Origin of the sequence: Pseudomonas baetica (assembly GCF_019733355.1) — a bacterium.
Classification (GTDB): domain Bacteria; phylum Pseudomonadota; class Gammaproteobacteria; order Pseudomonadales; family Pseudomonadaceae; genus Aquipseudomonas; species Aquipseudomonas baetica_A.
In genome coordinates this window covers 1-24,212 of the sequence record NZ_JAIHLQ010000058.1, presented here as the reverse complement: position 1 = coordinate 24,212, position 24,212 = coordinate 1, and the positions used below count along the sequence as shown (strand labels likewise).

21 protein-coding genes are annotated in these 24,212 nt (G+C 58.6%); 19 read left to right on the top strand and 2 right to left on the bottom strand.

Annotated features, from left to right (window positions below; all coding sequences use genetic code 11):
* Positions 1–35: 35 nt before the first annotated feature.
* From argE to K5E40_RS31265, 11 genes are all read left to right on the top strand, one after another.
* Positions 36–1,190, top strand: coding sequence for an acetylornithine deacetylase (gene argE / locus K5E40_RS31315; protein WP_221734055.1), 1,155 nt, complete (start codon positions 36–38; stop codon positions 1,188–1,190).
* A 266-nt stretch (positions 1,191–1,456) separates the two neighbouring features.
* A complete protein-coding gene (gene argA, locus K5E40_RS31310) occupies positions 1,457–2,758 on the top strand; it encodes an amino-acid N-acetyltransferase (protein ID WP_221734054.1) in 1,302 nt (433 codons plus the stop codon).
* 562 nt (positions 2,759–3,320) lie between these two features.
* Positions 3,321–4,646, top strand: coding sequence for an OprD family porin (locus tag K5E40_RS31305; protein WP_221734053.1), 1,326 nt, complete (start codon positions 3,321–3,323; stop codon positions 4,644–4,646).
* 411 nt (positions 4,647–5,057) lie between these two features.
* Positions 5,058–6,404 (top strand): OprD family porin, encoded by a 1,347-nt coding sequence (locus K5E40_RS31300; protein ID WP_221734052.1) that lies wholly within the window; start codon positions 5,058–5,060, stop codon positions 6,402–6,404.
* Positions 6,405–6,701: 297 nt separating this feature from the next.
* Positions 6,702–7,340, top strand: a complete 639-nt coding sequence (locus K5E40_RS31295) for a peroxiredoxin (protein WP_221734051.1) — start codon at positions 6,702–6,704, stop codon at positions 7,338–7,340.
* A 339-nt stretch (positions 7,341–7,679) separates the two neighbouring features.
* Complete coding sequence (gene ssuE / locus K5E40_RS31290; RefSeq protein ID WP_221734050.1) at positions 7,680–8,273, top strand: NADPH-dependent FMN reductase; 594 nt, start codon at positions 7,680–7,682, stop codon at positions 8,271–8,273.
* 101 nt (positions 8,274–8,374) lie between these two features.
* The gene (locus K5E40_RS31285; protein ID WP_221734049.1) at positions 8,375–9,355 is read left to right on the top strand and encodes a sulfonate ABC transporter substrate-binding protein; all 981 of its coding nucleotides are present in this window, start codon (positions 8,375–8,377) and stop codon (positions 9,353–9,355) included.
* Between the two features lie 25 nt (positions 9,356–9,380).
* The gene (gene ssuD, locus K5E40_RS31280; RefSeq protein ID WP_221734048.1) at positions 9,381–10,541 is read left to right on the top strand and encodes an FMNH2-dependent alkanesulfonate monooxygenase; all 1,161 of its coding nucleotides are present in this window, start codon (positions 9,381–9,383) and stop codon (positions 10,539–10,541) included.
* A complete protein-coding gene (gene ssuC, locus K5E40_RS31275; protein ID WP_221734047.1) occupies positions 10,538–11,320 on the top strand; it encodes an aliphatic sulfonate ABC transporter permease SsuC in 783 nt (260 codons plus the stop codon). The genes ssuD and ssuC overlap by 4 nt, the downstream gene beginning before the upstream one ends.
* The gene (gene ssuB / locus K5E40_RS31270; RefSeq protein ID WP_221734046.1) at positions 11,317–12,123 is read left to right on the top strand and encodes an aliphatic sulfonates ABC transporter ATP-binding protein; all 807 of its coding nucleotides are present in this window, start codon (positions 11,317–11,319) and stop codon (positions 12,121–12,123) included. The genes ssuC and ssuB overlap by 4 nt, the downstream gene beginning before the upstream one ends.
* A gap of 27 nt (positions 12,124–12,150) precedes the next feature.
* On the top strand, positions 12,151–12,366 hold the full coding sequence (locus K5E40_RS31265) for a molybdopterin-binding protein (protein ID WP_003229256.1): 216 nt from the start codon (positions 12,151–12,153) through the stop codon (positions 12,364–12,366).
* Positions 12,367–12,476: 110 nt separating this feature from the next.
* Here the strand turns inward: K5E40_RS31265 and K5E40_RS31260 are convergent, their stop codons facing one another.
* Entirely contained in the window at positions 12,477–13,109 is a 633-nt protein-coding gene (locus tag K5E40_RS31260; protein ID WP_221734045.1) for a TetR/AcrR family transcriptional regulator, read from the bottom strand.
* A gap of 251 nt (positions 13,110–13,360) precedes the next feature.
* Entirely contained in the window at positions 13,361–14,737 is a 1,377-nt protein-coding gene (locus K5E40_RS31255; protein ID WP_007897683.1) for a glutamine synthetase family protein, read from the bottom strand.
* Positions 14,738–15,015: 278 nt separating this feature from the next.
* Between K5E40_RS31255 and K5E40_RS31250 the strand changes: the two genes are divergently transcribed.
* From K5E40_RS31250 to K5E40_RS31215, 8 genes are all read left to right on the top strand, one after another.
* Positions 15,016–15,384 (top strand): glutamine amidotransferase, encoded by a 369-nt coding sequence (locus K5E40_RS31250; protein ID WP_221734044.1) that lies wholly within the window; start codon positions 15,016–15,018, stop codon positions 15,382–15,384.
* Between the two features lie 95 nt (positions 15,385–15,479).
* Positions 15,480–16,838 carry a glutamine synthetase family protein gene (locus tag K5E40_RS31245; RefSeq protein WP_221734043.1) on the top strand — a complete coding sequence of 453 codons (1,359 nt, stop codon included), beginning with the start codon at positions 15,480–15,482 and terminating at the stop codon, positions 16,836–16,838.
* A 56-nt stretch (positions 16,839–16,894) separates the two neighbouring features.
* The gene (locus K5E40_RS31240) at positions 16,895–18,259 is read left to right on the top strand and encodes an aspartate aminotransferase family protein (protein WP_221734042.1); all 1,365 of its coding nucleotides are present in this window, start codon (positions 16,895–16,897) and stop codon (positions 18,257–18,259) included.
* A 174-nt stretch (positions 18,260–18,433) separates the two neighbouring features.
* Complete coding sequence (locus K5E40_RS31235) at positions 18,434–19,546, top strand: polyamine ABC transporter substrate-binding protein (RefSeq protein WP_221734041.1); 1,113 nt, start codon at positions 18,434–18,436, stop codon at positions 19,544–19,546.
* A 187-nt stretch (positions 19,547–19,733) separates the two neighbouring features.
* Positions 19,734–20,831, top strand: coding sequence for a polyamine ABC transporter substrate-binding protein (locus K5E40_RS31230; RefSeq protein WP_221734040.1), 1,098 nt, complete (start codon positions 19,734–19,736; stop codon positions 20,829–20,831).
* A 66-nt stretch (positions 20,832–20,897) separates the two neighbouring features.
* Positions 20,898–22,040, top strand: coding sequence for an ABC transporter ATP-binding protein (locus K5E40_RS31225; protein ID WP_221734039.1), 1,143 nt, complete (start codon positions 20,898–20,900; stop codon positions 22,038–22,040).
* A 35-nt stretch (positions 22,041–22,075) separates the two neighbouring features.
* Positions 22,076–22,957 carry an ABC transporter permease subunit gene (locus K5E40_RS31220; RefSeq protein WP_221734061.1) on the top strand — a complete coding sequence of 294 codons (882 nt, stop codon included), beginning with the start codon at positions 22,076–22,078 and terminating at the stop codon, positions 22,955–22,957.
* Positions 22,954–23,844: an ABC transporter permease subunit gene (locus tag K5E40_RS31215; protein WP_221734038.1), complete on the top strand. Its 891-nt coding sequence runs from the start codon at positions 22,954–22,956 to the stop codon at positions 23,842–23,844. The genes K5E40_RS31220 and K5E40_RS31215 overlap by 4 nt, the downstream gene beginning before the upstream one ends.
* The last annotated feature ends 368 nt before the right edge of the window (positions 23,845–24,212 follow it).

The window sequence follows — 24,212 nt, the reverse complement described above, 5'->3', positions numbered from 1 at the left end:
TATGATGGACTTCAATTCGGGAGTTGGAGTCAGCGATGCCTTTGCCGTCCATGAAAGACCAGTTCGCTGCGCTGATTGCCGCGCCGTCGGTCAGCTGCACCCAACCGAGCCTGGATCAGTCCAATCGGGCGGTCATCGATCTGCTCGCCGGATGGCTGGGTGATCTGGGCTTCAGTTGCGATATCCAGCAGGTCAGCCCCGGCAAATTCAACCTGCTCGCCAGTTTCGGCAGCGGCCCCGGCGGGCTGGTGCTGGCCGGGCACAGTGACACGGTGCCGTACGACGATGCGTTGTGGCAGACCGATCCTCTGACACTCACCGAAGTCGATGGCCGTTGGGTCGGTTTGGGCAGTTGTGACATGAAGGGCTTTTTCGCCCTGATCATCGAAGCGGTGCAGCCATTGCTCGCCCAGCCGTTCAAGCAGCCGTTGCTGATTCTCGCCACCTGCGATGAAGAAAGCTCGATGTCCGGCGCCCGTGCGCTGGCCGAGGCTGGGCGGCCGCTGGGCCGTGCTGCCGTGATCGGCGAGCCGACCGGGCTCAAGCCGATCCGCATGCACAAAGGCATCATGATGGAGCGCATCGACATTCTCGGGCAGAGCGGCCATTCGTCGGATCCGCGTCTGGGCCACAGCGCCCTCGAAGCGATGCACGATGCCATTGGCGAACTGCGTGGCTTGCGCCTGTTGTGGCAGCGTGAATTCAACAACCCACAGTTCAGCGTGCCGCAGCCGACGATGAATTTCGGCTGTATCCATGGCGGCGACAACCCCAACCGTATCTGCGGCCAGTGTTCCCTGGAATTCGACTTGCGCCCGTTGCCGGGCATGGACCCGAAAGTGCTGCGCGCCGAGATTCTGCGCAAGCTCAACCCGGTCGCCGAACGGCATCAGGTGAAGATCGACTACAAACCGTTGTTTCCGGAGGTCCCGCCGTTCGAGCAGGCTGAAGATGTCGAATTGGTGCGTATTGCCGAAAAGCTCACCGGTCACCGTGCCGAAGCAGTAGCGTTTGGCACCGAAGCGCCTTATCTTCAGCGCCTGGGCTGCGAAACCATCGTGCTCGGCCCCGGCGACATCGCCTGTGCGCATCAGCCCGGCGAGTACCTTGAAATGTCACGTTTGCAGCCTACCGTGCATCTATTGCGACAGTTGATTGAACATTACTGCCTGAGCCCGGACAAACCCTGATGTCCCCTTGTGGGAGCGGGTTTGCTCGCGAAAGCGGTGTGTCAGTCGATAGTGATGTACCTGATACACCGCTTTCGCGAGCGAGCCCGCTCCCACAGGGGACTGTGTTTTGCCCGATCAAACGCTGTAAATTGCCAGCACCCCAACCCGTATTCATGAGGAGAACGCGCGTGTCGCCAAGCCTGTTCCGACGATAACCACCAGCCCGCTGTGCGTTTTCCGTTTCGCCCTTTTTTCCGGCTGCTATTTATTACAGGCCCAGGTTCATGCCCGAATACGTTAATTGGCTTCGTCACGCGTCCCCTTACATCAATGCTCACCGTGATTGCACCTTCGTCGTCATGCTGCCCGGCGACGGCGTTGAGCATCCGAATTTCGGCAACATCGTCCACGACATCGTGCTGCTGCACAGCCTCGGCGTGCGTTTGGTGCTGGTGCACGGTTCGCGTCCGCAGATTGAAACCCGCCTCGCCGCTCGCGGCCTGACTCCGCATTACCACCACGGCATGCGCATCACCGATGCGGCGACGCTGGAATGTGTGATCGACGCCGTTGGCCAACTTCGGATCGCCATCGAAGCGCGCCTGTCGATGGACATGGCTTCCTCGCCCATGCAAGGCTCGCGTCTGCGCGTGGCCAGCGGCAATCTCGTTACCGCGCGGCCTATCGGTGTGCTGGAAGGGGTCGACTATCACCACACCGGCGAAGTGCGCCGGGTCGACCGCAAGGGCATCAACCGTTTGCTGGACGAGCGTTCGATTGTGTTGCTGTCGCCGCTGGGGTATTCGCCGACCGGCGAGATTTTCAATCTGGCTTGCGAAGACGTGGCTACCCGCGCCGCCATTGACCTGGGCGCCGACAAGTTACTGTTGTTTGGCGCTGACCTCGGTCTGATCGACGAGAACGGCAAACTGGTGCGTGAACTGCGCCCGCAGCAAGTGCCGGCGCATTTGCAGCGTCTGGGCAACAGCAATTATCAGGCGGAGTTGCTGGATGCCGCCGCTGAAGCCTGCCGTGGAGGCGTGGCGCGCAGCCATATCGTCAGTTACGTCGAGAACGGCGCGCTGCTGACCGAACTGTTCACCCGTGACGGTGGCGGTACGTTGGTGGCCCAGGAGCAATTCGAGCTGGTACGCGAGGCGGCGATTGAAGACGTCGGCGGCTTGCTCGACCTGATCAGCCCGCTGGAAGAGCAAGGGATTCTTGTGCGTCGTTCGCGCGAAGTGCTGGAGCGCGAGATCGAGCAGTTCAGCGTGGTCGAGCGTGAAGGCATGATCATCGCCTGTGCGGCGCTGTATCAGATTGCCGAATCGGATGCCGGCGAACTGGCCTGCCTGGCAGTAAACCCGGAGTACCGCCACGGCGGTCGCGGTGATGAACTGCTGGAGCGCATCGAGACTCGTGCCCGGGCCCAAGGCCTGAAGACATTGTTCGTCCTCACCACGCGTACTGCGCACTGGTTCCGTGAGCGTGGGTTTGAGCCAAGCAGCGTTGAGCGTCTGCCGGCAGCGCGGGCCTCGTTGTACAACTTTCAGCGCAATTCGAAGATCTTCGAAAAGACGCTTTGATTCATCAGGGGGTGGGGAGCCGGTACAGGCTGCAAGCTCCCCACCCCAGCGTATTTCTTCTGACACTCTCCTCCTGATTTCCCACCACTGAAAACGACGTCTGAATCGAGCCGGGTCATGCCGGCAAGGACGGCGGCTGCGCCGTGAGCGGAAAAAATCTTCCGATACACAAACTGTAACAATTGACCCGGATAGTGCGCTGGGTTGGCTGTTGGGGTGACGGAATTGTGTCTGGATTGCTTCAGTGCAAAACGGACTAAACAGGACGCTCTTAATACCCTTCAGGAATTGACTGGCGCGTTGTCGTGGGGAGCACCATAGCGCGCAAATGCGGGGTTTAAATTCCTAAAGGGTATTAGAAAAGAAGGTATCCATTCTTTTCAGGTTCATGACGAATTCATGAACCTGCATGGACCAAAAAACCGGAGATTAGACCATGGTCGTAGACACACAAAGTTACGATTGACTTGTGGGTCACGCTCTGGCGCTAATCGCGAACCTTCGGACTCGGGCATCGATCCGGGCCAGGAAAACAAGAATTAGAAACGAGAGGAGCTTAACAATGAATAAGTCCACTTTGGCCGTGGCTGTGGCCGTAGGGGTTTTGGCGCAGCAGGCAGGCGCCGCGGGTTTCATCGAAGACAGCAAGGCGTCCGTCAGTTCTCGCACCATGTACTTCAATGCCGACAATCGTGACGGCGGATCGGATCAGAAAGAAGCCGCGCAGGGCTTCAAGTTTGATTACCTGTCCGGTTTCACTCAAGGCACGGTCGGTTTTGGTCTTGATGTCCAGGCGCTCAGCGGTATTCACCTGGACGGTGGCCGTGGTCATCACCCAAACAATAATTCGTTCAATCCAAGTGATTCCGACGGCTCGGCCACGCAGTCGTGGAGCCGCATCGCAGGTAACGTCAAGGCACGTCTGTCCAAGACCGAAGCTCACTTGGGTGGCGCGCTGCAACCTAGCTTGCCGATTCTGGTCGCGAACGATAGCCGTCTGCTGCCTCAAACCTTCGAGGGTGGCACGATCACCTCCAAGGAAATCGACAACGTCACCTTCAACGCCGGTCAGCTCGAGCACGCGGTGGGTCGCGCCTCGTCAAACAGTACCGGCCTGGCCGTGGCCGGTGGTACGCAGGACAGCAATCAGTTCCGCTATGCCGGTGCTGACTGGAAGGTCACCAAAGACCTGACCCTGCAGTACTACCACTCGAACCTGCAGGATTATTACAAGCAGAACTTCTTCGGCCTGGTGCACGTTCTTCCGATCAGCACCAACCAGTCGTTCAAGACCGATATCCGCTATTTCGACAGCAGCTCCGACGGCAAGAACGGCGAAGCCGGCTATCAGTTCAACAACAACGGTGGCTATGCCAAGAACGCCGGTGAAGTTGACAACAAAACCTGGAGTGCGATGTTCACCTACACCTTGGGTGGCAGTGCCTTCCTGGTGGGTCATCAGCGCGTCAACGATGACGGTGGTTTCGTCTTCCTGAACCAAGGCAACGTGGTCGATGGCAATGGTCGTAACGAAGGTGCTGGGGGCGCGAGCTTCTACCTGTTCACTGATGCGATGGTCAACAGCTTCATTCGTGCCGGTGAAAACACCACGTTCGGTCAATACAGCTATGACTTCGCTGCGCTGGGCGTGCCTGGCCTGAAAGCCTCGGTTGCCTACTTGTACGGTGATGACATCAAAGCCAAGAACGGTGGCGCCGATCAGTCGGAGTGGGAACGTGACCTGCGTGTGGACTACACCATTCAGCAAGGTGCTCTGAAAGGGTTTGGCACGACGGTGCGTCATGGTACTTACCGTGGCAGCGGTACCGGCATCGCCAGCCAGGATCAGACGCGTCTGATCTTCAACTACACCTATAGCTTCATGTAAAAAGTCCTCGAAAAAGAACCTCGCCCTTTGGCGAGGTTTTTTTTGCGCTTTTTTTGATATTCCTTAATTAGAGTTTCTAATTGTTTTTTATTCTTTTTGGCTTTTTATGCTGGGGTCTAAAGTGAGCCCGTTCGGAGCCGGTGATCTGCCCGGTGTTTTGGCAATTTTGTCCCTCGACAATCCTGATATTCAGGAATCGGCGCTTCAGCCGATACCTCGGATCGGTGGTGCGTTTGCATATGCCCTAACGCTATGAAAAAGAGTTGAACAATTCTTTTTGGGATTATGCAGGGGTATTCTTCCGCGGCTTTGGCTGGGGGGTAAACGGCCAGCCGCGAATCACACGTTGAGGATTGCGGACCATCGATCCGCAACCGCCAACAAAAGAACTAGAAACGATAGGAGCGATACATGAACAAGTCCACCTTGGCCCTGGCTGTGGCCGTAGGGGTTTTGGCGCAGCAGGCAGGCGCCGCCGGTTTCATCGAAGACAGCAAAGCTACTTTGGGGCTGCGTAACTTCTACATCAATAACGATAACCGTGACTCTGGTGCTCACTCCACCCAGAGCAAAGCTGAAGAATGGGGCCAAGGCTTCGATCTGCGCTTCATCTCCGGTTACACCCAAGGCACCGTCGGTTTCGGTATCGATGCCATCGGCCTGTTGGGCGTGCGTCTGGATTCGGGTGGCGGCACCAATGGGGCAACCAGCAGCACGTCGTACGGCGGCACGGTTTTCCCAAGTGAGTCCAATGGCAAAGCGGTTAACAACTTCTCCAGCCTGGGCCTGACTGCCAAAGCCAAGATCTCCCAGACTGAACTGAAGCTCGGCACCCTGCAGCCAAAGCTGCCAGTCATCGTGACCAACGATGGCCGTCTGCTGCCGCAAACCTTTCAAGGTGGCCAGATCACGTCCAACGAGATCAAAGACCTGACGCTGATTGGCGGTCAGATCGAAGCTGTGAAGGGGCGTAACTCCAGCAATAACGAGAACATGGCCATTGGCGGTGCAAGTGCTCGTACGGCTAACAGCAACAAGTTCATCTACGCCGGTGGTGATTACAAAATCACCAAAGACCTGACTGCCCAGTACTACTACGGCAATCTGGAAGACTTCTACAAACAGCACTTCCTGGGCCTGGTTCACAACTGGGCAATCGGCCCTGGCGTGTTGAAATCGGACTTGCGTTATTTCAACAGCTCCGATGACGGGTTGAATGGCCACGACTCGGCTTATTTCAGTAACGGTAACTACACCGGTTTCAATGCGGGTAAGGGCAAAGTCGACAACAACCTTTACAGCGGCTTGTTCCTGTATAGCGTTGAAGGTCATACCTTCGGCGGCGGCTACCAGGTCAGCAACGGCAGCAGTGACTTCCCTTGGCTGAACCAGGGTGATGGTTCCTCGGCTTACATCACCACCGACATGCAGATCGCCAAGTTTGCCCGTGCTGGCGAACGTACGTGGCAGGCTCGCTACTCCTATGACTTCGCCAAGGTTGGCGTGCCTGGCCTGACCGCGGGTGTGGTTTACCTGCGTGGCGATAATATCGACACCGTGGGTAAAAATGGCCGTGAAAACGGCCATGGCAACTCCGAGTGGGAACGCGACCTGACCATCGGTTACGTCGTACCAGAAGGCCCGCTGAAGAACGTTGGCGTAATGTGGAAAAACGCTATGTGGCGCAACGACATCCCAGGTCAGCGTGACCAGGATGAAAACCGCCTGATCGTCAGCTACTCGATCCCGCTGCTGTAATCGCGCGTCTCGATTCGCTGAAGTAAAAAAAGCCCCGTCCGGCATCGCGCCGGACGGGGCTTTTGCGTTTTCGAGTCAGACTCACCCCCGTAAGCCCTCCCCGAAGTTCCACTCTCTTGCAGCTACTCAAGGCCTTCTCGAACCTTGCGAGCGATGTTCGGCGCAATGCCCTCGAGCGTCCAGTGAACGATGTTTAATATTCTTTTTTGGTATTGATATCTTCTTATTTATTCTTTTATTAAAGGACGAAAGCCGAGCTACAGTTTAGGTCTCCAAACATTGATCAGGAGCAGCACCATGAGCCTCAGACTCGGCGACATCGCCCCCGATTTCGAACAAGACTCCAGCGCTGGCAAGATTCGTTTCCACGAATGGCTGGGTGATAGCTGGGGCGTGCTGTTCTCTCACCCGGCGGACTTCACCCCGGTGTGCACCACTGAGTTGGGCTTTACCGCCAAGCTCAAGGACGAGTTCAGCAAACGCGGCGTCAAAGCCATCGCACTGTCGGTCGACCCGGTGGATTCGCATCAAAAGTGGATCGAAGACATAAACGAAACCCAGAACACCCTCGTCAACTTCCCGATCCTGGCCGATGCCGATCGCAAGGTGTCGGACTTGTATGACCTGATCCACCCGAACGCCAGCGACACCTTGACCGTGCGCTCGCTGTTCGTGATTGATCCGAACAAGAAGATTCGTCTGACCATCACCTACCCAGCGAGCACCGGGCGCAACTTCCACGAGATTTTGCGGGTGATCGATTCGCTGCAACTCACCGACAACTACAAAGTGGCCACACCGGCCAACTGGCAGGACGGTGATGAGGTGGTGATCGTGCCGTCGCTCAAGGATGAAGACGAGATCAAGCGGCGCTTCCCGAAAGGCTATCGCGCGGTGAAACCGTACCTGCGCCTGACGCCGCAGCCGAACAAGTGAATCAATGAAGTTTGCGGTGCAGCCGCTACCGCTTTCGCGAGCAAGCCTGCTCCCACATTTTGAAATGCGTTCTCCCCCCCCTGTGGGAGCGGGCTTGCTCGCGAAGGCGTCAGTTCAATCAGCACAGGATTCAGTATTTTTAGCACCCAACAGCAGGGGATTTCAGGCCGTTTGACGGCCTGTTTTTTTGCCTGGGGGAACGTCAACCGCATAGCTCTAAAGTGCATAACCAAATGAATAAATATGATTTATGGATATATAAATCAACTGGTAAGGTCACTCACATCGACGCGAGATCGCATCCTGCGAATCGCCTGTAACGCTTAAGGAATGGTCTCAATGCTGGTCGTCTCTCTCGGTGGCAGTCCCAGCCTGCGCTCCCGTTCCGGGGTGCTGCTGGAGCGCTCGCAACGCTGGTTGCAGGCGCAAGGGGTGGAAGTGGTGAGTTATCAGGTGCGGGACTTTCCCGCCGAAGATTTGCTCCACGCCCGTTTCGACAGCCCGAAGGTGCTCGACCTGCTGGCGCAGATTGAAAACGCCGATGGCCTGCTGATCGCCACGCCCGTTTACAAGGCTTCGTTTTCCGGTGCCTTGAAGACCTTACTGGACCTGCTGCCCGAGCGCGCCTTGCACCACAAGGTTGTTTTGCCGATGGCCACGGGCGGCAGCATCGCCCACATGCTGGTGGTCGATTACGCCCTCAAGCCTGTGCTGTCGGCATTGAAAGCCCAAGAAATGCTGCAAGGGATTTTTGCCGAGGACAGCCAGATCGCTTACGGCGAAGGCAGTGCCGGGGCGCACTTGGCTCCGGCGCTGGAGCAGCGTCTGCATGAAGCGCTGGAGCAGTTTGTCAGCGCCATCGCCCGCCGACCAAAACCGCTGGAGCCGGGCCTGTTGAATGAGCGTTTGTTGAGTGCTCGCTGGAGCATTTGAGCCGATTTTCCAGATACATCGAAATCTGAAGTACTCGCCTTACTCGCCCGCCAACGGGCAAGCAGGTGCAGCCAAAACCCAACAGCAAAAAGGAGAGCGCTATGCGCACTGTATTTTTGCGTCGTGGTCTGGTCGCTCTGTTTGCTGCGGCTGTCACCTTCGGCGCTATCACTCAAGCTCAAGCCGAGACTTTGCGGATCGGTTATCAGAAGTACGGCACGCTGGTGCTGCTCAAAGCGAAAGGAACCCTGGAAAAACGCCTCGCCGCCCAAGGCGTGGACGTGCAATGGACTGAATTCCCCGGCGGTCCACAACTGCTGGAAGGCCTGAACGTCGGCTCGATCGACTTTGGCGTCACGGGCGAAACCCCTCCTGTCTTCGCTCAAGCCGCCGGCGCCGATCTGCTCTACGTCGCCTATGAACCGCCGGCGCCGAGCAGCGAGGCGATCCTCGTGCCCAAAGACTCGTCGATCAAATCGGTGGTCGATCTCAAGGGCAAGAAAGTCGTCCTGAACAAAGGCTCCAACGTTCACTACCTGCTGGTGCGTGCCCTGGAAGACGCCGGCCTCAAATACACCGACGTCCAGACCGTATTCCTGCCGCCAGCCGATGCGCGTGCGGCGTTCGAGCGTGGCAGTGTCGACGCTTGGGTCATCTGGGACCCGTACCAGGCCGCCGCCGAAAAACAGCTGCAGGCGCACACCCTGCGTGACGGCAAAGGCATTGTCGACAACCACCAGTTCTATCTCGCGACCAAGCCTTACGCGCACAAACATCCCGAGGTGATCAAAGCCCTCATCGAGGAGGTGCGTGCCGTGGGTCAATGGTCCAAGGCCAACCCTGAAGAGGTGACCCAACAGGTTGCGCCGCTGCTCGGGCTGCCGGCGGATATCACCCTGACGTCGATGAAGCGCCAGGGTTTTGGGGCGCTGTTCCTGACCCCTGACGTGGTTGCCGCACAACAGAAAATCGCCGACACGTTCTTCCAGCTCAAGCTGATTCCCAAGCCGTTGAGCGTCAAGGACGTGATCTGGACCCCTCCGCCCGCCGTGGCCCAACGCTCAGTCAGCCAAGCCCAGTAATTCCAATTTCCAAGGAGACCACTCCATGAGCCTCAATATCTTCTGGTTCTTGCCTACCCACGGCGACGGCCATTACCTGGGCACCGCCGAAGGCGCCCGCGCCGTCGACCACGGTTATCTGCAACAGGTCGCGCAAGCGGCGGATCGCCTGGGTTTTGGCGGTGTGCTGATTCCCACCGGGCGTTCCTGCGAGGACTCGTGGTTGGTGGCGGCGTCGCTGATCCCGGTGACCCAGCGTCTGAAGTTCCTCGTCGCCCTGCGCCCCGGGATCATTTCCCCGACGGTGGCGGCGCGCCAGGCCGCGACGCTGGATCGCCTCTCTGGCGGCCGCGCGTTGTTTAACCTGGTGACCGGCGGTGACCCGGAAGAATTGGCCGGTGACGGTTTGTTCCTCAGTCACGAAGAGCGCTATCAGGCCTCGGTGGAATTCACCCGCATCTGGCGCCGCGTGCTGGAAGGCGAAACCGTGGACTACGACGGACAGCACATCAGTGTGAAGGGCGCCAAGTTGCTCTATCCGCCGATCCAGCAACCGCGTCCGCCGCTGTACTTCGGCGGCTCGTCGGAAGCAGCGCAGGACCTGGCTGCCGAGCAGGTTGAAATGGTGCTGACCTGGGGCGAGCCGCCAGCGGCAGTGGCCGAGAAGATTGAACAGGTGCGCGCCAAAGCGGCCAAGCTCGGACGTACCGTGCGCTTCGGCATTCGTCTGCATGTGATCGTCCGTGAAAGCAACGCCGAAGCGTGGCAAGCGGCGGATCGCTTGATCTCGCATCTGGACGACGACACCATCGCCCGTGCTCAAGCTTCGCTGGCGCGTTTCGATTCGGTCGGTCAGCAACGCATGGCGGCATTGCATGGCGGCAGTCGCGACAACCTCGAAGTCAGCCCAAACCTGTGGGCCGGTGTCGGTCTGGTGCGCGGCGGTGCCGGGACGGCGCTGGTCGGCGATGGCCCGACTGTGGCGGCACGCGTGAAGGAATATGCGGATCTGGGCATCGATACGTTCATCTTCTCCGGTTATCCACACCTCGAAGAGTCGTATCGCGTGGCGGAACTGCTGTTTCCGCACCTGGACATCGAGCGCCCGGAACTGCCGAAAAGCGCCGGTTATGTCAGCCCGTTCGGTGAGATGGTCGCTAACGACATTCTTCCCAAAGCCGCGTCGCAAAGCTTGGGCGCGTCATGAAGAAAATTATCCACAGCCTCGCGCCTTGGGCGTTGCCGGTGTTGTTGCTGGCGGTGTGGCAGTTGTCGGTGTCGGCCGGTTGGTTGTCGACACGGATTCTGCCGGCACCGGTGGCGGTGATCGAGGCCGGCGTGAGCCTGGTGCGCAGCGGTCAAATCTGGACGCACTTGGCGATCAGTGGTTGGCGCGCGGCACTCGGTTTCACCCTTGGTGGCAGCATCGGTCTGGTGCTGGGTTTCATCACCGGTCTGTCGACGTGGGGCGAGCGCCTGCTCGACAGCTCGGTGCAGATGATCCGCAACGTGCCGCATCTGGCGCTGATTCCGCTGGTGATCCTGTGGTTCGGCATCGATGAGTCGGCGAAAATTTTTCTGGTGGCGCTGGGCACGCTGTTTCCGATCTACCTCAACACCTACCACGGCATTCGCAATGTCGACCCGGCGCTGGTGGAGATGGCGCGCAGTTATGGCTTGTCCGGTTTCAGCCTGTTCTGGCAGGTGATTCTGCCGGGCGCGTTGCCTTCGATTCTGGTCGGGGTGCGCTTCGCGCTGGGCTTCATGTGGCTGACGCTGATCGTCGCTGAAACCATTTCGGCCAGTTCCGGCATCGGCTATCTGGCGATGAACGCCCGGGAGTTCTTGCAGACTGACGTGGTGGTCCTGGCGATCCTGCTTTACGCGGTGCTCGGCAAACTCGCCGACCTCGCGGCCCGTGGACTTGAACGTGTGTGGCTGCGTTGGCATCCGGCCTATCAGGTTGCCAAGGGAGGTGCAGCATGACGGCTCAACAACCTCCACGCCTGCTGCGCGGTATACCGCTGGCGGTGCGCAACCTGCAAAAGACCTTCGGTTCACGCCAGGTTTTGCGTGACATCGATCTGCACATTCCGGCGGGGCAGTTCGTCGCGGTGGTCGGGCGCAGTGGTTGCGGCAAAAGTACCTTGCTGCGCCTGCTCGCCGGGCTCGATCAACCGACTGGCGGCGACTTGCTTGCGGGCTGCGCGCCGCTCAGCGATGCGCGGGAAGACACCCGGCTGATGTTCCAGGAAGCACGGCTGCTGCCGTGGAAAAAGATCATCGACAACGTTGGCCTCGGTCTTGCGGGCAACTGGCGTCCCAAGGCGCTCGAAGCACTGGATGCGGTCGGGCTGGCGGATCGTGCCAACGAATGGCCGGCAGCTTTGTCCGGAGGGCAAAAGCAGCGTGTCGCGCTGGCCCGGGCGCTGATCCACCAGCCGCGCCTGTTGTTGCTCGACGAGCCGCTCGGCGCGCTGGATGCGCTGACCCGGATCGAGATGCAGCAACTGATCGAACGCCTCTGGCAGCAGCATGGTTTCACCGTGTTGCTGGTGACCCACGATGTCTGCGAAGCGGTGGCGATTGCCGACCGCGTGATTCTGATCGAGGACGGCGAAGTCGGTCTCGATCTGCCTGTGGAACTGCCGCGCCCGAGGGTGCGCGGTTCGCACAGGCTGGCCGCACTGGAAACCGAAGTGCTCAACCGCGTTCTCTCCCTGCCTGGCGAACCGCCGGCGCCGGAACCTGTTTCACCACTGCCTACGCAACTGCGTTGGGCGCAATAACTCAAGCAAACGACAGGAATCATTGCCATGACTATCAAAGCCATCAACGTGCGTAACCAGTTCAAAGGCTCGATCAAGGAAATCGTCCTTGGCGACGTACTGTCGGAAATCGACGTGCAGACCGCTTCGGGTATCGTTACTTCGGTGATCACCACCCGCTCGGTCAAGGAGCTGGAACTGGTGGTCGGCAGCGAGGTGATTGCCTTTGTGAAATCCACCGAAGTGTCGATCGCCAAGTTGTAAGCCGTTGTTTGTACCTGGCTTGAAATCTGCGGCGCGGCCTTCGCGAGCACGCCCGCGCCCACAGGGATCGCATTCCAAATGTGGGAGCGGGCGTGCTCGCGAAGAGGGCGCTAGAGAATTCTCTTGGGCAGATAGGGCGGTAAATACAAACCGATATAGGCATCGAACACCCGCATCCCTTCTTCAGCCATGCGCGGTGTGATCTGTCCGTGTTGCTGCACCGAGCGCGCATAGACGCGGTCACCCAGCTCCATCGCTAGGGCAAACACATCGACATCTTCCGGCAGTCTCGGCAATTCGAAATGATGCTCGAACAGCTTGTGCATCAGGTCGCCCAGTTCGAGGTCGTGTTGCCGGTCGGCTTGGGTGACTTCGGTAAGACCGTGCTGGGCGAGGATCAGTTGGCGTGCCGCGGCGTCCTCGTCGTAGATCTCCAGCATCCGTTGTTCGACCAACCGTGAGAGGTCACGCCAGTCGCGCAGGGTTTCATGGTCGATCGGCGCTTGCAGGCAGGCGCGGAATGCCGCGTGTACATCGGCCGTCAGTGCTTCGAGCAGCGCCGGGACGCTGGCGAAAAAGTGGTAAACGGAGGAGGGCGGAATCTGTGCGCGCTCGGCCACGCTGTAGATCGACAGACTGGCCACACCCTCGGCGGCCAGCAGCGTGCGCGCGGCGTCGAGTATCGAATCGATCCGTGCCTGACTGCGGGCGCGGGGTTTGCGAATGGGGGCGGGTCGCGTCATGGAAGTCTCCTGCGGGGCAGCGGGCATTGTACGAGCCAGTGTGTGTGTTGTCTGCCAGGACGCCTTAGGGCGCGAGCCCCCTCCCACAGTTGATCTCTGTGTACTCACCAGTCATGTTCACTGGAGACCCTCTGTGGGAGGGGGCTTGCTCCCGAACCGCCGAAGGTGGCCATTAATCCCGAGGGGGCTGGCCATAAAAAAACGCCGTTGGCTGCAATGGCCAACGGCGTTTCTTTTAGCGCCACAACCGCTTAAACGGTATGCAGGTACCAGTTGTACTCGAGGTCGGAGATGGAGTGTTCGAACTCCTCCAGCTCGCTCTCTTTACAGGCGACGAAGATATCGATGTATTTCGGATCGATGTACTTGGCCATCACCTCGCTGTCGTCCAGCTCGCGCAGGGCATCGCGCAAGTTGTTCGGCAGGCTTTGCTCGTTCTGCTCGTAGCTGTTGCCTTCGACGGGCGCGCCCGGCTCGATCTTGTTGGTCAGGCCGTGATGCACGCCTGCCAGTACCGAAGCCATCAGCAGGTACGGGTTGGCATCGGCACCGGCCACGCGGTGTTCAATACGCACGGCATCGGAAGAGCCGGTCGGTACACGAATTGCCACGGTGCGGTTGTCCAGGCCCCAGCACGGCGAGTTCGGCACGTAGAACTGTGCGCCGAAACGACGGTAGGAGTTGACGTTCGGGCAGAGGAAAGCCATCTGCGCCGGTAGGGTCTCGAGCACACCGCCGATCGCGTGACGCAGTGCGGCGTTCTGCTCGGGATCCTCGCTGGCAAAAATGTTTTTGCCATCTTTATCAAGAATCGAAATGTGGACGTGCAAACCGTTGCCTGCCTGGCCCGGGTAAGGCTTGGCCATGAAGGTGGTGTCCATTTCATGGTCGTAGGCGATGTTCTTGATCAGACGCTTGAGCAATACAGCGTAATCGCATGCCTTGATCGGGTCGGCGACGTGGTGCAGGTTCACTTCGAACTGCGCCGGGGCACTTTCCTTGACGATGGCGTCAGCCGGGATGCCTTGCTCTTTGGCACCTTCCAGAATGTCCTGGAGGCAGTCGACGTATTCGTCGAGGTCGTCGATCAGGTAAACCTGCGTCGAGTGCGGGCGCTTACCGGAGATCGGCGAGCGTGGCGGCTGTGGACGGCCGTTCACGTTTTCCTGGTCGATCAGGTAAAACTCGAGTTCGAATGCAGCGCAGATGGTCAAGCCCATCTCGTCAAACTTTGCAACAACTTGACGGAGCACTTCGCGCGGATCGGCGAAGAACGGATCACCTTCCAGTTCGTGCATGGTCATCAACAGTTGCGCGGTCGGGCGCTTCTGCCAAGGCTCGTTGCACAGGGTGTCGGGGATTGGATAGCAGATACGATCGGCGTCGCCGATGTCCAGGCCCAGACCGGTGCTTTCCACCGTCGAACCGTTGATATCCAGAGCAAATAGAGAGGCCGGCAGGTTGATGCCTTTCTCGTAAACCTTGTGGAGGCTGGTGCGTTCTATGCGCTTGCCGCGCACCACACCATTCATATCCGCAATCAGAAGGTCAACGTACAGAACCTCAGGATGTTCCTTAAGGAACGCGTTCGCTTCGTTAAGCTGAACGGCACGCGGGGGTACCGACATGATGCAACACCTTTGTTGTTAAAAATATCAATCATTGATCTTTTCTGGTTTCAGTCAACCCGAACGGCCTGCCGAAGTCAAGCGAGGCCTTTTTTGCCCTAAAAAAGCGCTGCAAGGGCATTTATGGGGCACTTTGGGGCGGTTTTTTGCCTTTCGCACGCTTGGCACCCGCGGGCTTGAGCAGGCCGTGTTGTATTTTTTACGGGGGTGTTGTGTAAAAAAATGAACAAGGCTAAGCTCCGATCAAACCCATAACAGCAATAATACCGGGGTGCTTCATGTCTCGCCTGCCGTTAATCGGCATCACCGACTGCTCGCAACAGTCCGGTCTGCATGCTCATCACATCAGTGGCGACAAATCCGTCCGTAGCGCAGCCAGCATGGCTCGCGGCCTGTTGACGATGTTCTCGCAAGCAGCAGCCCATACGGCACCGTCCGATATTCTGGACGTACGGGCAAGCATCCTCTTTATGGCGTCTCCTTCCAATATAGTTCTCTTTCTCTCCCAAAGCCTGCGCCGCTCCCCACGTCGTGCTCATGATTCTGCACGCGCGGCTGTACGTTTCGAGAGTGCACAAGAAATGCAACGCCGGCGTAAAGGGCAGGTAAGCTCCTCTTTCATTGTCTATGCGCGGTGCCTGGCGTAAGCCGGCACTGCGCGCAAGCAAGCCTCCTTTAACGCGACGCACAAGCGTCAAACTTTGCCTGACCTAGCGTCAGGAGACTCAGCCCAGAGGCATTTATGAGTAACAACCTCGACCAGCTCACCGATTGGTTGAAAGACCACAAGATCACAGAAGTCGAATGCATGGTCGGCGACTTGACCGGCATCACCCGGGGCAAGATCTCGCCGACCAACAAGTTCATCGCCGAGAAAGGCATGCGCCTGCCAGAGAGCGTGCTGTTGCAGACCGTGACCGGCGACTATGTCGAAGACGACATCTATTACGAACTGCTCGACCCGGCCGACATCGACATGATCTGCCGCCCAGACCAGAACGCCGTGTACCTGGTGCCGTGGGCCATCGAGCCCACCGCGCAGGTGATCCACGACACCTACGACAAGCAAGGCAACCTGATCGAACTGTCGCCGCGCAACGTCCTCAAGAAAGTCCTGAAACTCTATGCCGACAAGGGCTGGCAGCCGATCGTGGCGCCGGAAATGGAGTTCTACCTGACCAAGCGCAGTGACGACCCTGACTATCCGTTGCAGCCGCCGGTCGGCCGTTCGGGTCGTCCGGAAATCGGTCGCCAGTCGTTCTCCATTGAAGCAGCGAACGAATTCGATCCGCTGTTCGAAGACGTCTATGACTGGTGCGAACTGCAGGAGCTGGACCTCGACACGCTGATCCACGAAGACGGCACGGCGCAGATGGAAATCAACTTCCGTCACGGCGACGCGCTGTCGCTGGCCGATCAGATTCTGGTGTTCAAACGCACCATGCGCGAAGCCGCGCTCAAGCACAACGTGGCCGCCACCTTTATGGCCAAGCCGATGACCGGCGAGCCGGGCAGTGCGATGCACTTGCACCAGAGCATCATCGACATCGAGACCGGCAAGAACGTTTTTTCCAATGAAGACGGGACCATGAGTCAGTTGTTCCTGCACCACATCGGTGGTTTGCAGAAACTGATCCCTGAGCTGTTGCCGCTGTTCGCGCCGAACGTCAACTCGTTCCGCCGCTTCCTGCCGGACACTTCGGCACCGGTGAACGTGGAGTGGGGCGAAGAAAACCGCACCGTGGGCCTGCGCGTGCCGGATGCCGGCCCGCATAACCGCCGGGTGGAAAACCGTTTGCCGGGCGCTGATGCCAACCCCTATCTGGCGATCGCGGCGAGCCTGCTCTGCGGTTACATCGGCATGGTCGAGGGTCTGAACCCGAGCGCACCAGTCGTTGGTCGTGGCTATGAACGCCGCAACCTGCGTCTGCCGCTGACCATTGAGGATGCGCTGGAGCGTATGGAAAACAGCGCGACCATCGAGAAATACCTCGGCAAAACTTTCATCACCGGCTATGTCGCGGTCAAGCGCGCCGAGCATGAAAACTTCAAGCGCGTGATCAGTTCGTGGGAGCGTGAGTACCTGCTCTTCGCCGTCTGATACGCCAGGCGCGGCGCTCAGGCGGCGCGCCTTCACCTCTAACAAGGAGAATTGGCATGACCAGCAACAACCCGCAAACCCGTGAGTGGCAAGCGCTGAGCAGCGATCATCACCTGGCCCCGTTCAGCGATTTCAAGCAGTTGAAAGAGAAGGGCCCACGGATCATCACCAACGCCAAAGGCGTTTACCTGTGGGACAGCGAAGGCAACAAGATCCTCGACGGCATGGCCGGTCTGTGGTGCGTGGCCATCGGTTACGGTCGCGATGAGCTGGCCGACGCCGCCAGCAAGCAGATGCGCGAACTGCCTTACTACAACCTGTTCTTCCAGACCGCGCACCCTCCAGCGCTGGAACTGGCCAAGGCCATCGCTGACGTCGCGCCAGCAGGCATGAACCACGTGTTCTTCACCGGTTCCGGCTCCGAAGGCAACGACACCATGCTGCGCATGGTTCGTCACTACTGGGCAATCAAGGGCCAGCCAAACAAGAAAGTCATCATCAGCCGCAAGAACGGCTATCACGGTTCGACCGTGGCCGGCGCGAGCCTGGGCGGCATGACGTATATGCACGAGCAAGGCGACTTGCCGATCCCGGGCATCGTCCACATCGAGCAGCCGTACTGGTTCGCCGAGGGCGGCGACATGTCGCCGGAAGAGTTCGGCATCTGGGCGGCGAATCAACTGGAAGAGAAGATTCTCGAAGTCGGCGTCGACAATGTTGGTGCCTTTATTGCCGAGCCGATCCAGGGTGCCGGTGGCGTGATCATTGCGCCCGACACCTACTGGCCGCGCATCAAGGAAATCCTCGCCAAGTACGACATCCTCTTCGTTGCCGACGAAGTGATCTGCGGTTTCGGCCGTACCGGTGAGTGGTTCGGTAGCGATTTCTACGACCTCAAGCCCGACATGATGACCATCGCCAAGGGCCTGACGTCCGGCTATATCCCGATGGGCGGTCTGATCGTGCGTGACGAAGTGGTCGCGGTGCTCAACGAAGGTGGCGATTTCAACCACGGCTTCACTTACTCCGGCCATCCGGTGGCGGCGGCGGTGGGTCTGGAAAACATCCGGATTCTGCGCGAAGAGAAAATTATCGAGACCGTGCGTAACGAAACGGCACCGTATTTGCAGAAACGTCTGCGGGAACTGAACGATCACCCATTGGTGGGTGAAGTTCGCGGAGTCGGTCTGCTGGGGGCGATCGAGCTGGTGCAGGACAAGGCCACTCGCAAGCGTTACGAGGGCAAGGGTGTCGGCATGATCTGCCGTCAGTTCTGCTTCGACAACGGGCTGATCATGCGCGCTGTGGGTGACACGATGATCATCGCGCCGCCGCTGGTGATCAGCAAAGCGGAGATCGATGAGCTGGTGACCAAGGCGCGCAAGTGTCTGGACCTGACCCTCAGTGCGGTACAAGGCTAAGTGCTAGGCTCTGAGCGGGGGAGCCGCGGCGCTCTTGCTCAAAGCTGTCACAAAGGCGGGTCTTTTCTTGAAAGACCGCCTCTGAACTTGCCAGACTAGTCGCGGTTCCAGTTGTCCGGGTTCGGCCGCTGAACAAAGTGGTTCAAAAAAGAAAAAAATTTGGAGCATCAACGCATGAAGGCATTAGGCAAAAAGCTCGCTGGCAAGACTCTGCTCGCCATGTCCCTGATGGGAATCATGGCCGCTGCGGCTCAGGCGGACGACAAGGTGTTGCACGTCTACAACTGGTCGGACTACATCGCTGCGGACACCATCAAGAAGTTTGAAGACGAGTCGGGCATCAAAGTCGTCTACGACGTTTTCGACAGCAACGAAACCCTCGAAGCCAAATTGCTGGCAGGCAAATCGGGCTACGACATCGTCGTACCGTCGAACAACTTCCTCGCCAAGCAGATCAAGGCCGGCGTCTACCAGAAGCTGGACAAGTCCAAGCTGCCTAACTGGAAAAACCTGAACACCGACCTGCTCAAAGCCGTAGCGGTCAGCGACCCGGGCAACGAGCACGCCTTCCCGTACATGTGGGGCTCGATCGGCATCGGCTTCAACGCCGAGAAGGTCAAGGCTGCATTGGGGGCAGATGCGCCGGTCAACTCCTGGGACCTGATCTTCAAGCCTGAAAACGCTGCCAAGCTGAAATCCTGCGGCATCAGTCTGCTCGACTCGCCAACCGAGATGATTCCGGTGGCGCTGCACTACCTGGGCCTGCCAACCGACACCCAGAAGAAAGAAGACATCGCCAAGGCTGAAGCGCTGATCATGAAGGTGCGTCCTTCGATCGCCTACTTCCATTCCTCCAAGTACATCTCTGACCTGGCCAACGGCAACATCTGCGTCGCTATCGGTTACTCGGGTGACATTTACCAGGCCAAGTCCCGCGCGGCTGAAGCCGGTGGCAAGGTGAAAGTCAGCTACAACATTCCGAAGGAAGGTGCCGGCAGCTTCTACGACATGATCGCTATCCCTAAAGATTCCGAAAACGTCGAAGGCGCCTACAAGTTCATGACCTTCCTGCAGAAGCCGGAAATCATGGCTGAAATCACCAACGCCGTGCGTTTCCCGAACGGTAACGCCGCTGCAACGCCACTGGTTGATAAAGACATCACCAGCGACCCGGGCATTTACCCACCGGCCGACGTGCTGGCCAAGCTGTACGCGATTGCCGACTTGCCGGCCGCGACCCAGCGTTTGATGACCCGCAGCTGGACCAAGATCAAATCGGGCAAATAAGCCGGTTTGAGGCAGCAACCGCTGGCCGTCGTCTTTGCGAGGCCGGTCAGCGGGACAATTAAATGACAGAAAGTTTTGCTGGAACGGTTTTTCGAGGGTAAGTTGCGCGCCGGTTTTGTTGTCGGGCAGCCATGGCTGTCATGCAGCGCGGGGCAACTTGGGCCCACCTAATTTAGAGGACCTCCACGTGCCTATTTTTTCTTCTTTGCGCAATGCACTGCTGGTTGCTACCGGCCTGACGATCGCTGTTGGTGCCCAGGCCGCCGGTACCGTGCATATTTATAACTGGTCGGATTACATCGGCGAGAACACTCTGGCTGACTTCGAGAAAGAGACTGGCATCAAACCGGTCTATGACGTGTTCGACTCCAACGAAACCCTGGAAGGCAAGCTGCTGGCCGGGCGTACCGGTTACGACGTGGTCGTGCCGTCGAACCACTTCCTGGGCAAGCAGATCAAGGCGGGCGCGTTCCAGAAGCTCGACAAGTCTCAACTGCCCAACTATTCCAACCTCGACCCTGCGCTGCTCAAACGTCTTGAGCAGAACGATCCGGGTAACCTTTACGCCGTGCCTTACCTGTGGGGCACCAACGGCATCGGTTACAACGTCGATAAAGTCAAAGCGGTATTGGGCATCGACAAGATCGATTCCTGGGCCGTGCTGTTTGAGCCTGAGAACATCAAGAAGCTGCAAAGCTGCGGCGTAGCGTTCCTCGATTCGGCCGATGAAATGATGCCGACCGTGCTCAATTACCTGGGGCTGAATGCGAACAGCACCAATCCTGAAGATTACAAAAAGGCTGAGGCCAAGTTACTGGCGGTACGGCCTTATGTGACTTACTTCCACTCCTCCAAATACATTTCGGATCTGGCCAACGGCAACATTTGTGTGGCGGTCGGATTTTCCGGTGACGTCTTCCAGGCCAAGTCCCGGGCGGCTGAAGCCAAGAAGGGCGTGAACATTGCGTACTCGATTCCGAAAGAGGGCGGTGCGCTGTGGTTTGACATGTTGGCGATCCCCAAGGATTCGGACAACGTCAAAGAGGCCCATGCCTTCATCAACTATTTGCTCAAGCCTGAGGTGATCGCCCAGGTCAGTGATTATGTCGGTTACGCCAACCCCAATCCGGGTTCGGACAAGCTGATGGAGCAGTCCATTCGCACCGACGAAGCGGTTTATCCACCGCAAGCAGTCCTCGACAAGACCTACGTGTCGACCGAGTTGCCACCCAATATTCAGCGTTTGATGACCCGTAGCTGGACCAAGGTCAAGTCGGGCAAATAAGGCACAAACATCCTGGGTTCGTCCGCATTGGGCGAACTGCACTCTTTTTTTCTGGGAGTTTCGTAAATGGCAGTTGCCTCCGGCGCCTACAAGAAAGCCCTCGAGGGCGACCAGACACCTAAACAGGTGCTGGTCAAAATCGACCGGGTCACGAAGAAGTTCGACGAGACGATTGCCGTGGACGATGTGTCCCTGGAAATCAAAAAGGGCGAAATTTTCGCCTTGCTCGGCGGTTCGGGATCGGGCAAGTCCACTCTGCTGCGCATGCTGGCAGGCTTCGAACAGCCCACGGAGGGGCGTATCTTCCTCGACGGCGTCGACATCACCGACATGCCGCCGTACGAACGACCGATCAACATGATGTTCCAGTCGTACGCCTTGTTCCCGCACATGACGGTGGCGCAGAACATTGCCTTCGGCTTGCAGCAGGACAAGATTCCCAAGGCTGAGGTCGAGGCCCGCGTGGCCGAGATGCTCAAACTGGTGCAGATGAGCCAGTACGCCAAGCGCAAGCCGCATCAACTGTCCGGCGGTCAGCGTCAGCGTGTGGCGCTGGCACGTTCGCTGGCCAAGCGGCCGAAGCTGCTGTTGCTCGATGAGCCGATGGGCGCACTGGATAAAAAACTGCGTTCGCAGATGCAGCTTGAGCTGGTTGAGATCATCGAGCGCGTGGGCGTGACCTGCGTGATGGTGACCCACGATCAGGAAGAGGCCATGACCATGGCCGAGCGCATCGCGATCATGCACCTGGGCTGGATCGCCCAGATCGGCAGCCCGATTGACATCTACGAAACCCCGACCAGCCGCCTGGTCTGCGAATTCATCGGCAACGTCAACATCTTCGAAGGCGAAGTGATCGACGACGCCGAGGGCCACGCGACCATCACCTGCAATGACCTCGACCGGCAGATCTACGTGGGCCACGGGATCAGCACCTCGGTGCAGGACAAGTCGGTCACTTACGCGATCCGTCCTGAGAAGCTGCTGGTCACCGCCGATCAACCGACCTGCGAATACAACTGGTCGAGCGGCAAGGTGCATGACATCGCCTACCTGGGCGGTCACTCGGTGTTCTACGTCGAATTGCCGAGCGGCAAACTGGTGCAGTCTTTCGTTGCCAACGCCGAGCGTCGTGGCGCACGTCCGACCTGGGGCGATCAGGTTTACGTGTGGTGGGAAGATGACAGCGGCGTGGTACTTCGCTCATGAACATGCGCAAGTTCAAACGACGGCTCAACCGAATAATTCCCAATGGCCGCCAACTGGTCATCGGAGTTCCGTTCATCTGGCTGTTCCTGTTCTTCATGTTGCCGTTCTTCATCGTCCTGAAGATCAGCTTCGCCGAAGCCGACGTGGCCATTCCGCCGTACACCGAGATCTACACGTTCGCCGAGCAGAAGCTGGAACTGCTGCTTAACCTGGGCAATTACGCGTTGCTCGGTGACGACGAACTCTACATCGCCGCGTATCTTGGCTCGCTGAAGATGGCGTTTTTCAGCACGCTGTTGTGCCTGCTGATCGGCTACCCGATGGCCTACGCCATCGCCAGCGCTCGTAAAGAGCTGCAAACGGTGCTGGTGCTGCTGATCATGATGCCGACCTGGACCGCAATCCTGATCCGCGTTTACGCGTGGATGGGCATCCTCAGCAACAACGGTCTGCTCAACGGTTTCCTGATGAGCATGGGGTTGATCGATCAGCCGCTGCAAATCCTCAACACCAACCTGGCGGTCTACATCGGCGTGGTCTATTCGTACCTGCCGTTCATGATCCTGCCGCTGTACGCCAATCTGGTGAAGCACGATCAGAGCTTGCTGGAAGCGGCTTCCGACCTCGGTTCAAGTACCTTCAACAGCTTCTGGAAAATCACTATTCCGCTGTCCAAGAACGGGATCATTGCCGGCTGCATGCTGGTGTTCATCCCGGTAGTGGGCGAGTTCGTGATCCCGGAACTGCTCGGCGGTCCGGAAACCCTGATGATCGGTAAAGTGCTCTGGCAAGAGTTCTTCAACAACCGTGACTGGCCGGTGGCGTCCGCGCTGGCGGTGGTGATGCTGGCGATCCTGATTGTGCCGATCATCCTGTTCAACCGCAGTCAGGCCAAGGAAATGGAGGGTAAAGAATGAAGCGCTTCCGTTTCTCCAGCCTGATGCTGGTTCTGGGTTTGTTGTTCATCTACCTGCCGATGCTGATCCTGGTGATCTACTCGTTCAACGCCTCGAAACTGGTGACGGTGTGGGGCGGCTGGTCGATCAAGTGGTACGTCGGCCTGCTCGACAACAGCCAACTGATGGGTTCGGTGCTGCGCTCGCTGGAAATCGCCTGCTACACCGCGGTTGCCGCGGTGGCGCTGGGCACACTGGCTGCGTTCGTGCTGACCCGTATCACCCACTTCAAGGGGCGTACGCTGTTCGGTGGTCTGGTGACCGCGCCGTTGGTTATGCCAGAGGTCATCACCGGTCTGTCGCTGTTGCTGCTGTTCGTGGCCATGGCGCAGATGATCGGCTGGCCGCAGGAGCGTGGCGTTGTCACCATCTGGATCGCTCACACGACGTTCTGTGCCGCGTATGTGGCGGTGGTGGTGTCGGCGCGTCTGCGTGAGTTGGACTTGTCGATCGAAGAAGCAGCGATGGATCTGGGGGCACGGCCATGGAAGGTGTTCTTCCTGATCACCATCCCGATGATCGCGCCGTCGCTGGCGGCGGGCGGCATGATGTCGTTCGCACTGTCGCTGGACGATCTGGTACTGGCGAGCTTCGTCTCCGGCCCAGGTTCGACGACGCTGCCGATGGAAGTGTTCTCGGCGGTGCGTCTGGGCGTGAAGCCTGAGATCAACGCTGTCGCCAGTCTGATTCTGCTGGCGGTGTCGATCGTGACGTTCCTGGTCTGGTTCTTCAGCCGCCGCGCCGAAGAGGCCCGCAAGAAGGCCATCCAGCAAGCCATCGAAGAAAGCGCTGCCGATTCGTGGAAACAGCCGGACGTTCGTCGCGCGCAAGCGCCAGAAGCGGTTTAAGCCATGCCGGGTTGGCCTCATTGCGCAGGCCAACCCAATCACAATGGCGGGGCTTGCTCTCGATGGCGTCAGGCCAGCCAATATCTCTGCTGACTGACACAGCGCTTTCGCGAGCAAGCCCGCTCCCACACTGGGTTTGTGGTGAACACAAAAAATCGTTCATCACAGATCAAAACCGTGGGAGCGGGCTTGCTCGCGAAGGCGTCAGGCCAGCCAACCTCTCAGCTGACTGACACACCGCTTTCGCGAGCAAGCCCGCTCCCACACTGGGTTTGTGGTGAACACGCAAAGTCGTCCACCGCCGATCAAAACCGTGGGAGCGGGCTTGCTCGCGAAGGCGTCAGGCCAGCCAATATCTCTGCTGACTG

What these genes read in the sequence shown, in the direction of transcription:
- argE (WP_221734055.1), top strand. Translation starts at nt 36, where the DNA reads ATGCCTTTGCCGTCCATGAAAGACCAGTTCGCTGCGCTGATTGCCGCG.
- argA (WP_221734054.1), top strand. Translation starts at nt 1,457, where the DNA reads ATGCCCGAATACGTTAATTGGCTTCGTCACGCGTCCCCTTACATCAAT.
- K5E40_RS31305 (WP_221734053.1), top strand. Translation starts at nt 3,321, where the DNA reads ATGAATAAGTCCACTTTGGCCGTGGCTGTGGCCGTAGGGGTTTTGGCG.
- K5E40_RS31300 (WP_221734052.1), top strand. Translation starts at nt 5,058, where the DNA reads ATGAACAAGTCCACCTTGGCCCTGGCTGTGGCCGTAGGGGTTTTGGCG.
- K5E40_RS31295 (WP_221734051.1), top strand. Translation starts at nt 6,702, where the DNA reads ATGAGCCTCAGACTCGGCGACATCGCCCCCGATTTCGAACAAGACTCC.
- ssuE (WP_221734050.1), top strand. Translation starts at nt 7,680, where the DNA reads ATGCTGGTCGTCTCTCTCGGTGGCAGTCCCAGCCTGCGCTCCCGTTCC.
- K5E40_RS31285 (WP_221734049.1), top strand. Translation starts at nt 8,375, where the DNA reads ATGCGCACTGTATTTTTGCGTCGTGGTCTGGTCGCTCTGTTTGCTGCG.
- ssuD (WP_221734048.1), top strand. Translation starts at nt 9,381, where the DNA reads ATGAGCCTCAATATCTTCTGGTTCTTGCCTACCCACGGCGACGGCCAT.
- ssuC (WP_221734047.1), top strand. Translation starts at nt 10,538, where the DNA reads ATGAAGAAAATTATCCACAGCCTCGCGCCTTGGGCGTTGCCGGTGTTG.
- ssuB (WP_221734046.1), top strand. Translation starts at nt 11,317, where the DNA reads ATGACGGCTCAACAACCTCCACGCCTGCTGCGCGGTATACCGCTGGCG.
- K5E40_RS31265 (WP_003229256.1), top strand. Translation starts at nt 12,151, where the DNA reads ATGACTATCAAAGCCATCAACGTGCGTAACCAGTTCAAAGGCTCGATC.
- K5E40_RS31260 (WP_221734045.1), bottom strand. Translation starts at nt 13,109, where the DNA reads ATGACGCGACCCGCCCCCATTCGCAAACCCCGCGCCCGCAGTCAGGCA.
- K5E40_RS31255 (WP_007897683.1), bottom strand. Translation starts at nt 14,737, where the DNA reads ATGTCGGTACCCCCGCGTGCCGTTCAGCTTAACGAAGCGAACGCGTTC.
- K5E40_RS31250 (WP_221734044.1), top strand. Translation starts at nt 15,016, where the DNA reads ATGTCTCGCCTGCCGTTAATCGGCATCACCGACTGCTCGCAACAGTCC.
- K5E40_RS31245 (WP_221734043.1), top strand. Translation starts at nt 15,480, where the DNA reads ATGAGTAACAACCTCGACCAGCTCACCGATTGGTTGAAAGACCACAAG.
- K5E40_RS31240 (WP_221734042.1), top strand. Translation starts at nt 16,895, where the DNA reads ATGACCAGCAACAACCCGCAAACCCGTGAGTGGCAAGCGCTGAGCAGC.
- K5E40_RS31235 (WP_221734041.1), top strand. Translation starts at nt 18,434, where the DNA reads ATGAAGGCATTAGGCAAAAAGCTCGCTGGCAAGACTCTGCTCGCCATG.
- K5E40_RS31225 (WP_221734039.1), top strand. Translation starts at nt 20,898, where the DNA reads ATGGCAGTTGCCTCCGGCGCCTACAAGAAAGCCCTCGAGGGCGACCAG.
- K5E40_RS31215 (WP_221734038.1), top strand. Translation starts at nt 22,954, where the DNA reads ATGAAGCGCTTCCGTTTCTCCAGCCTGATGCTGGTTCTGGGTTTGTTG.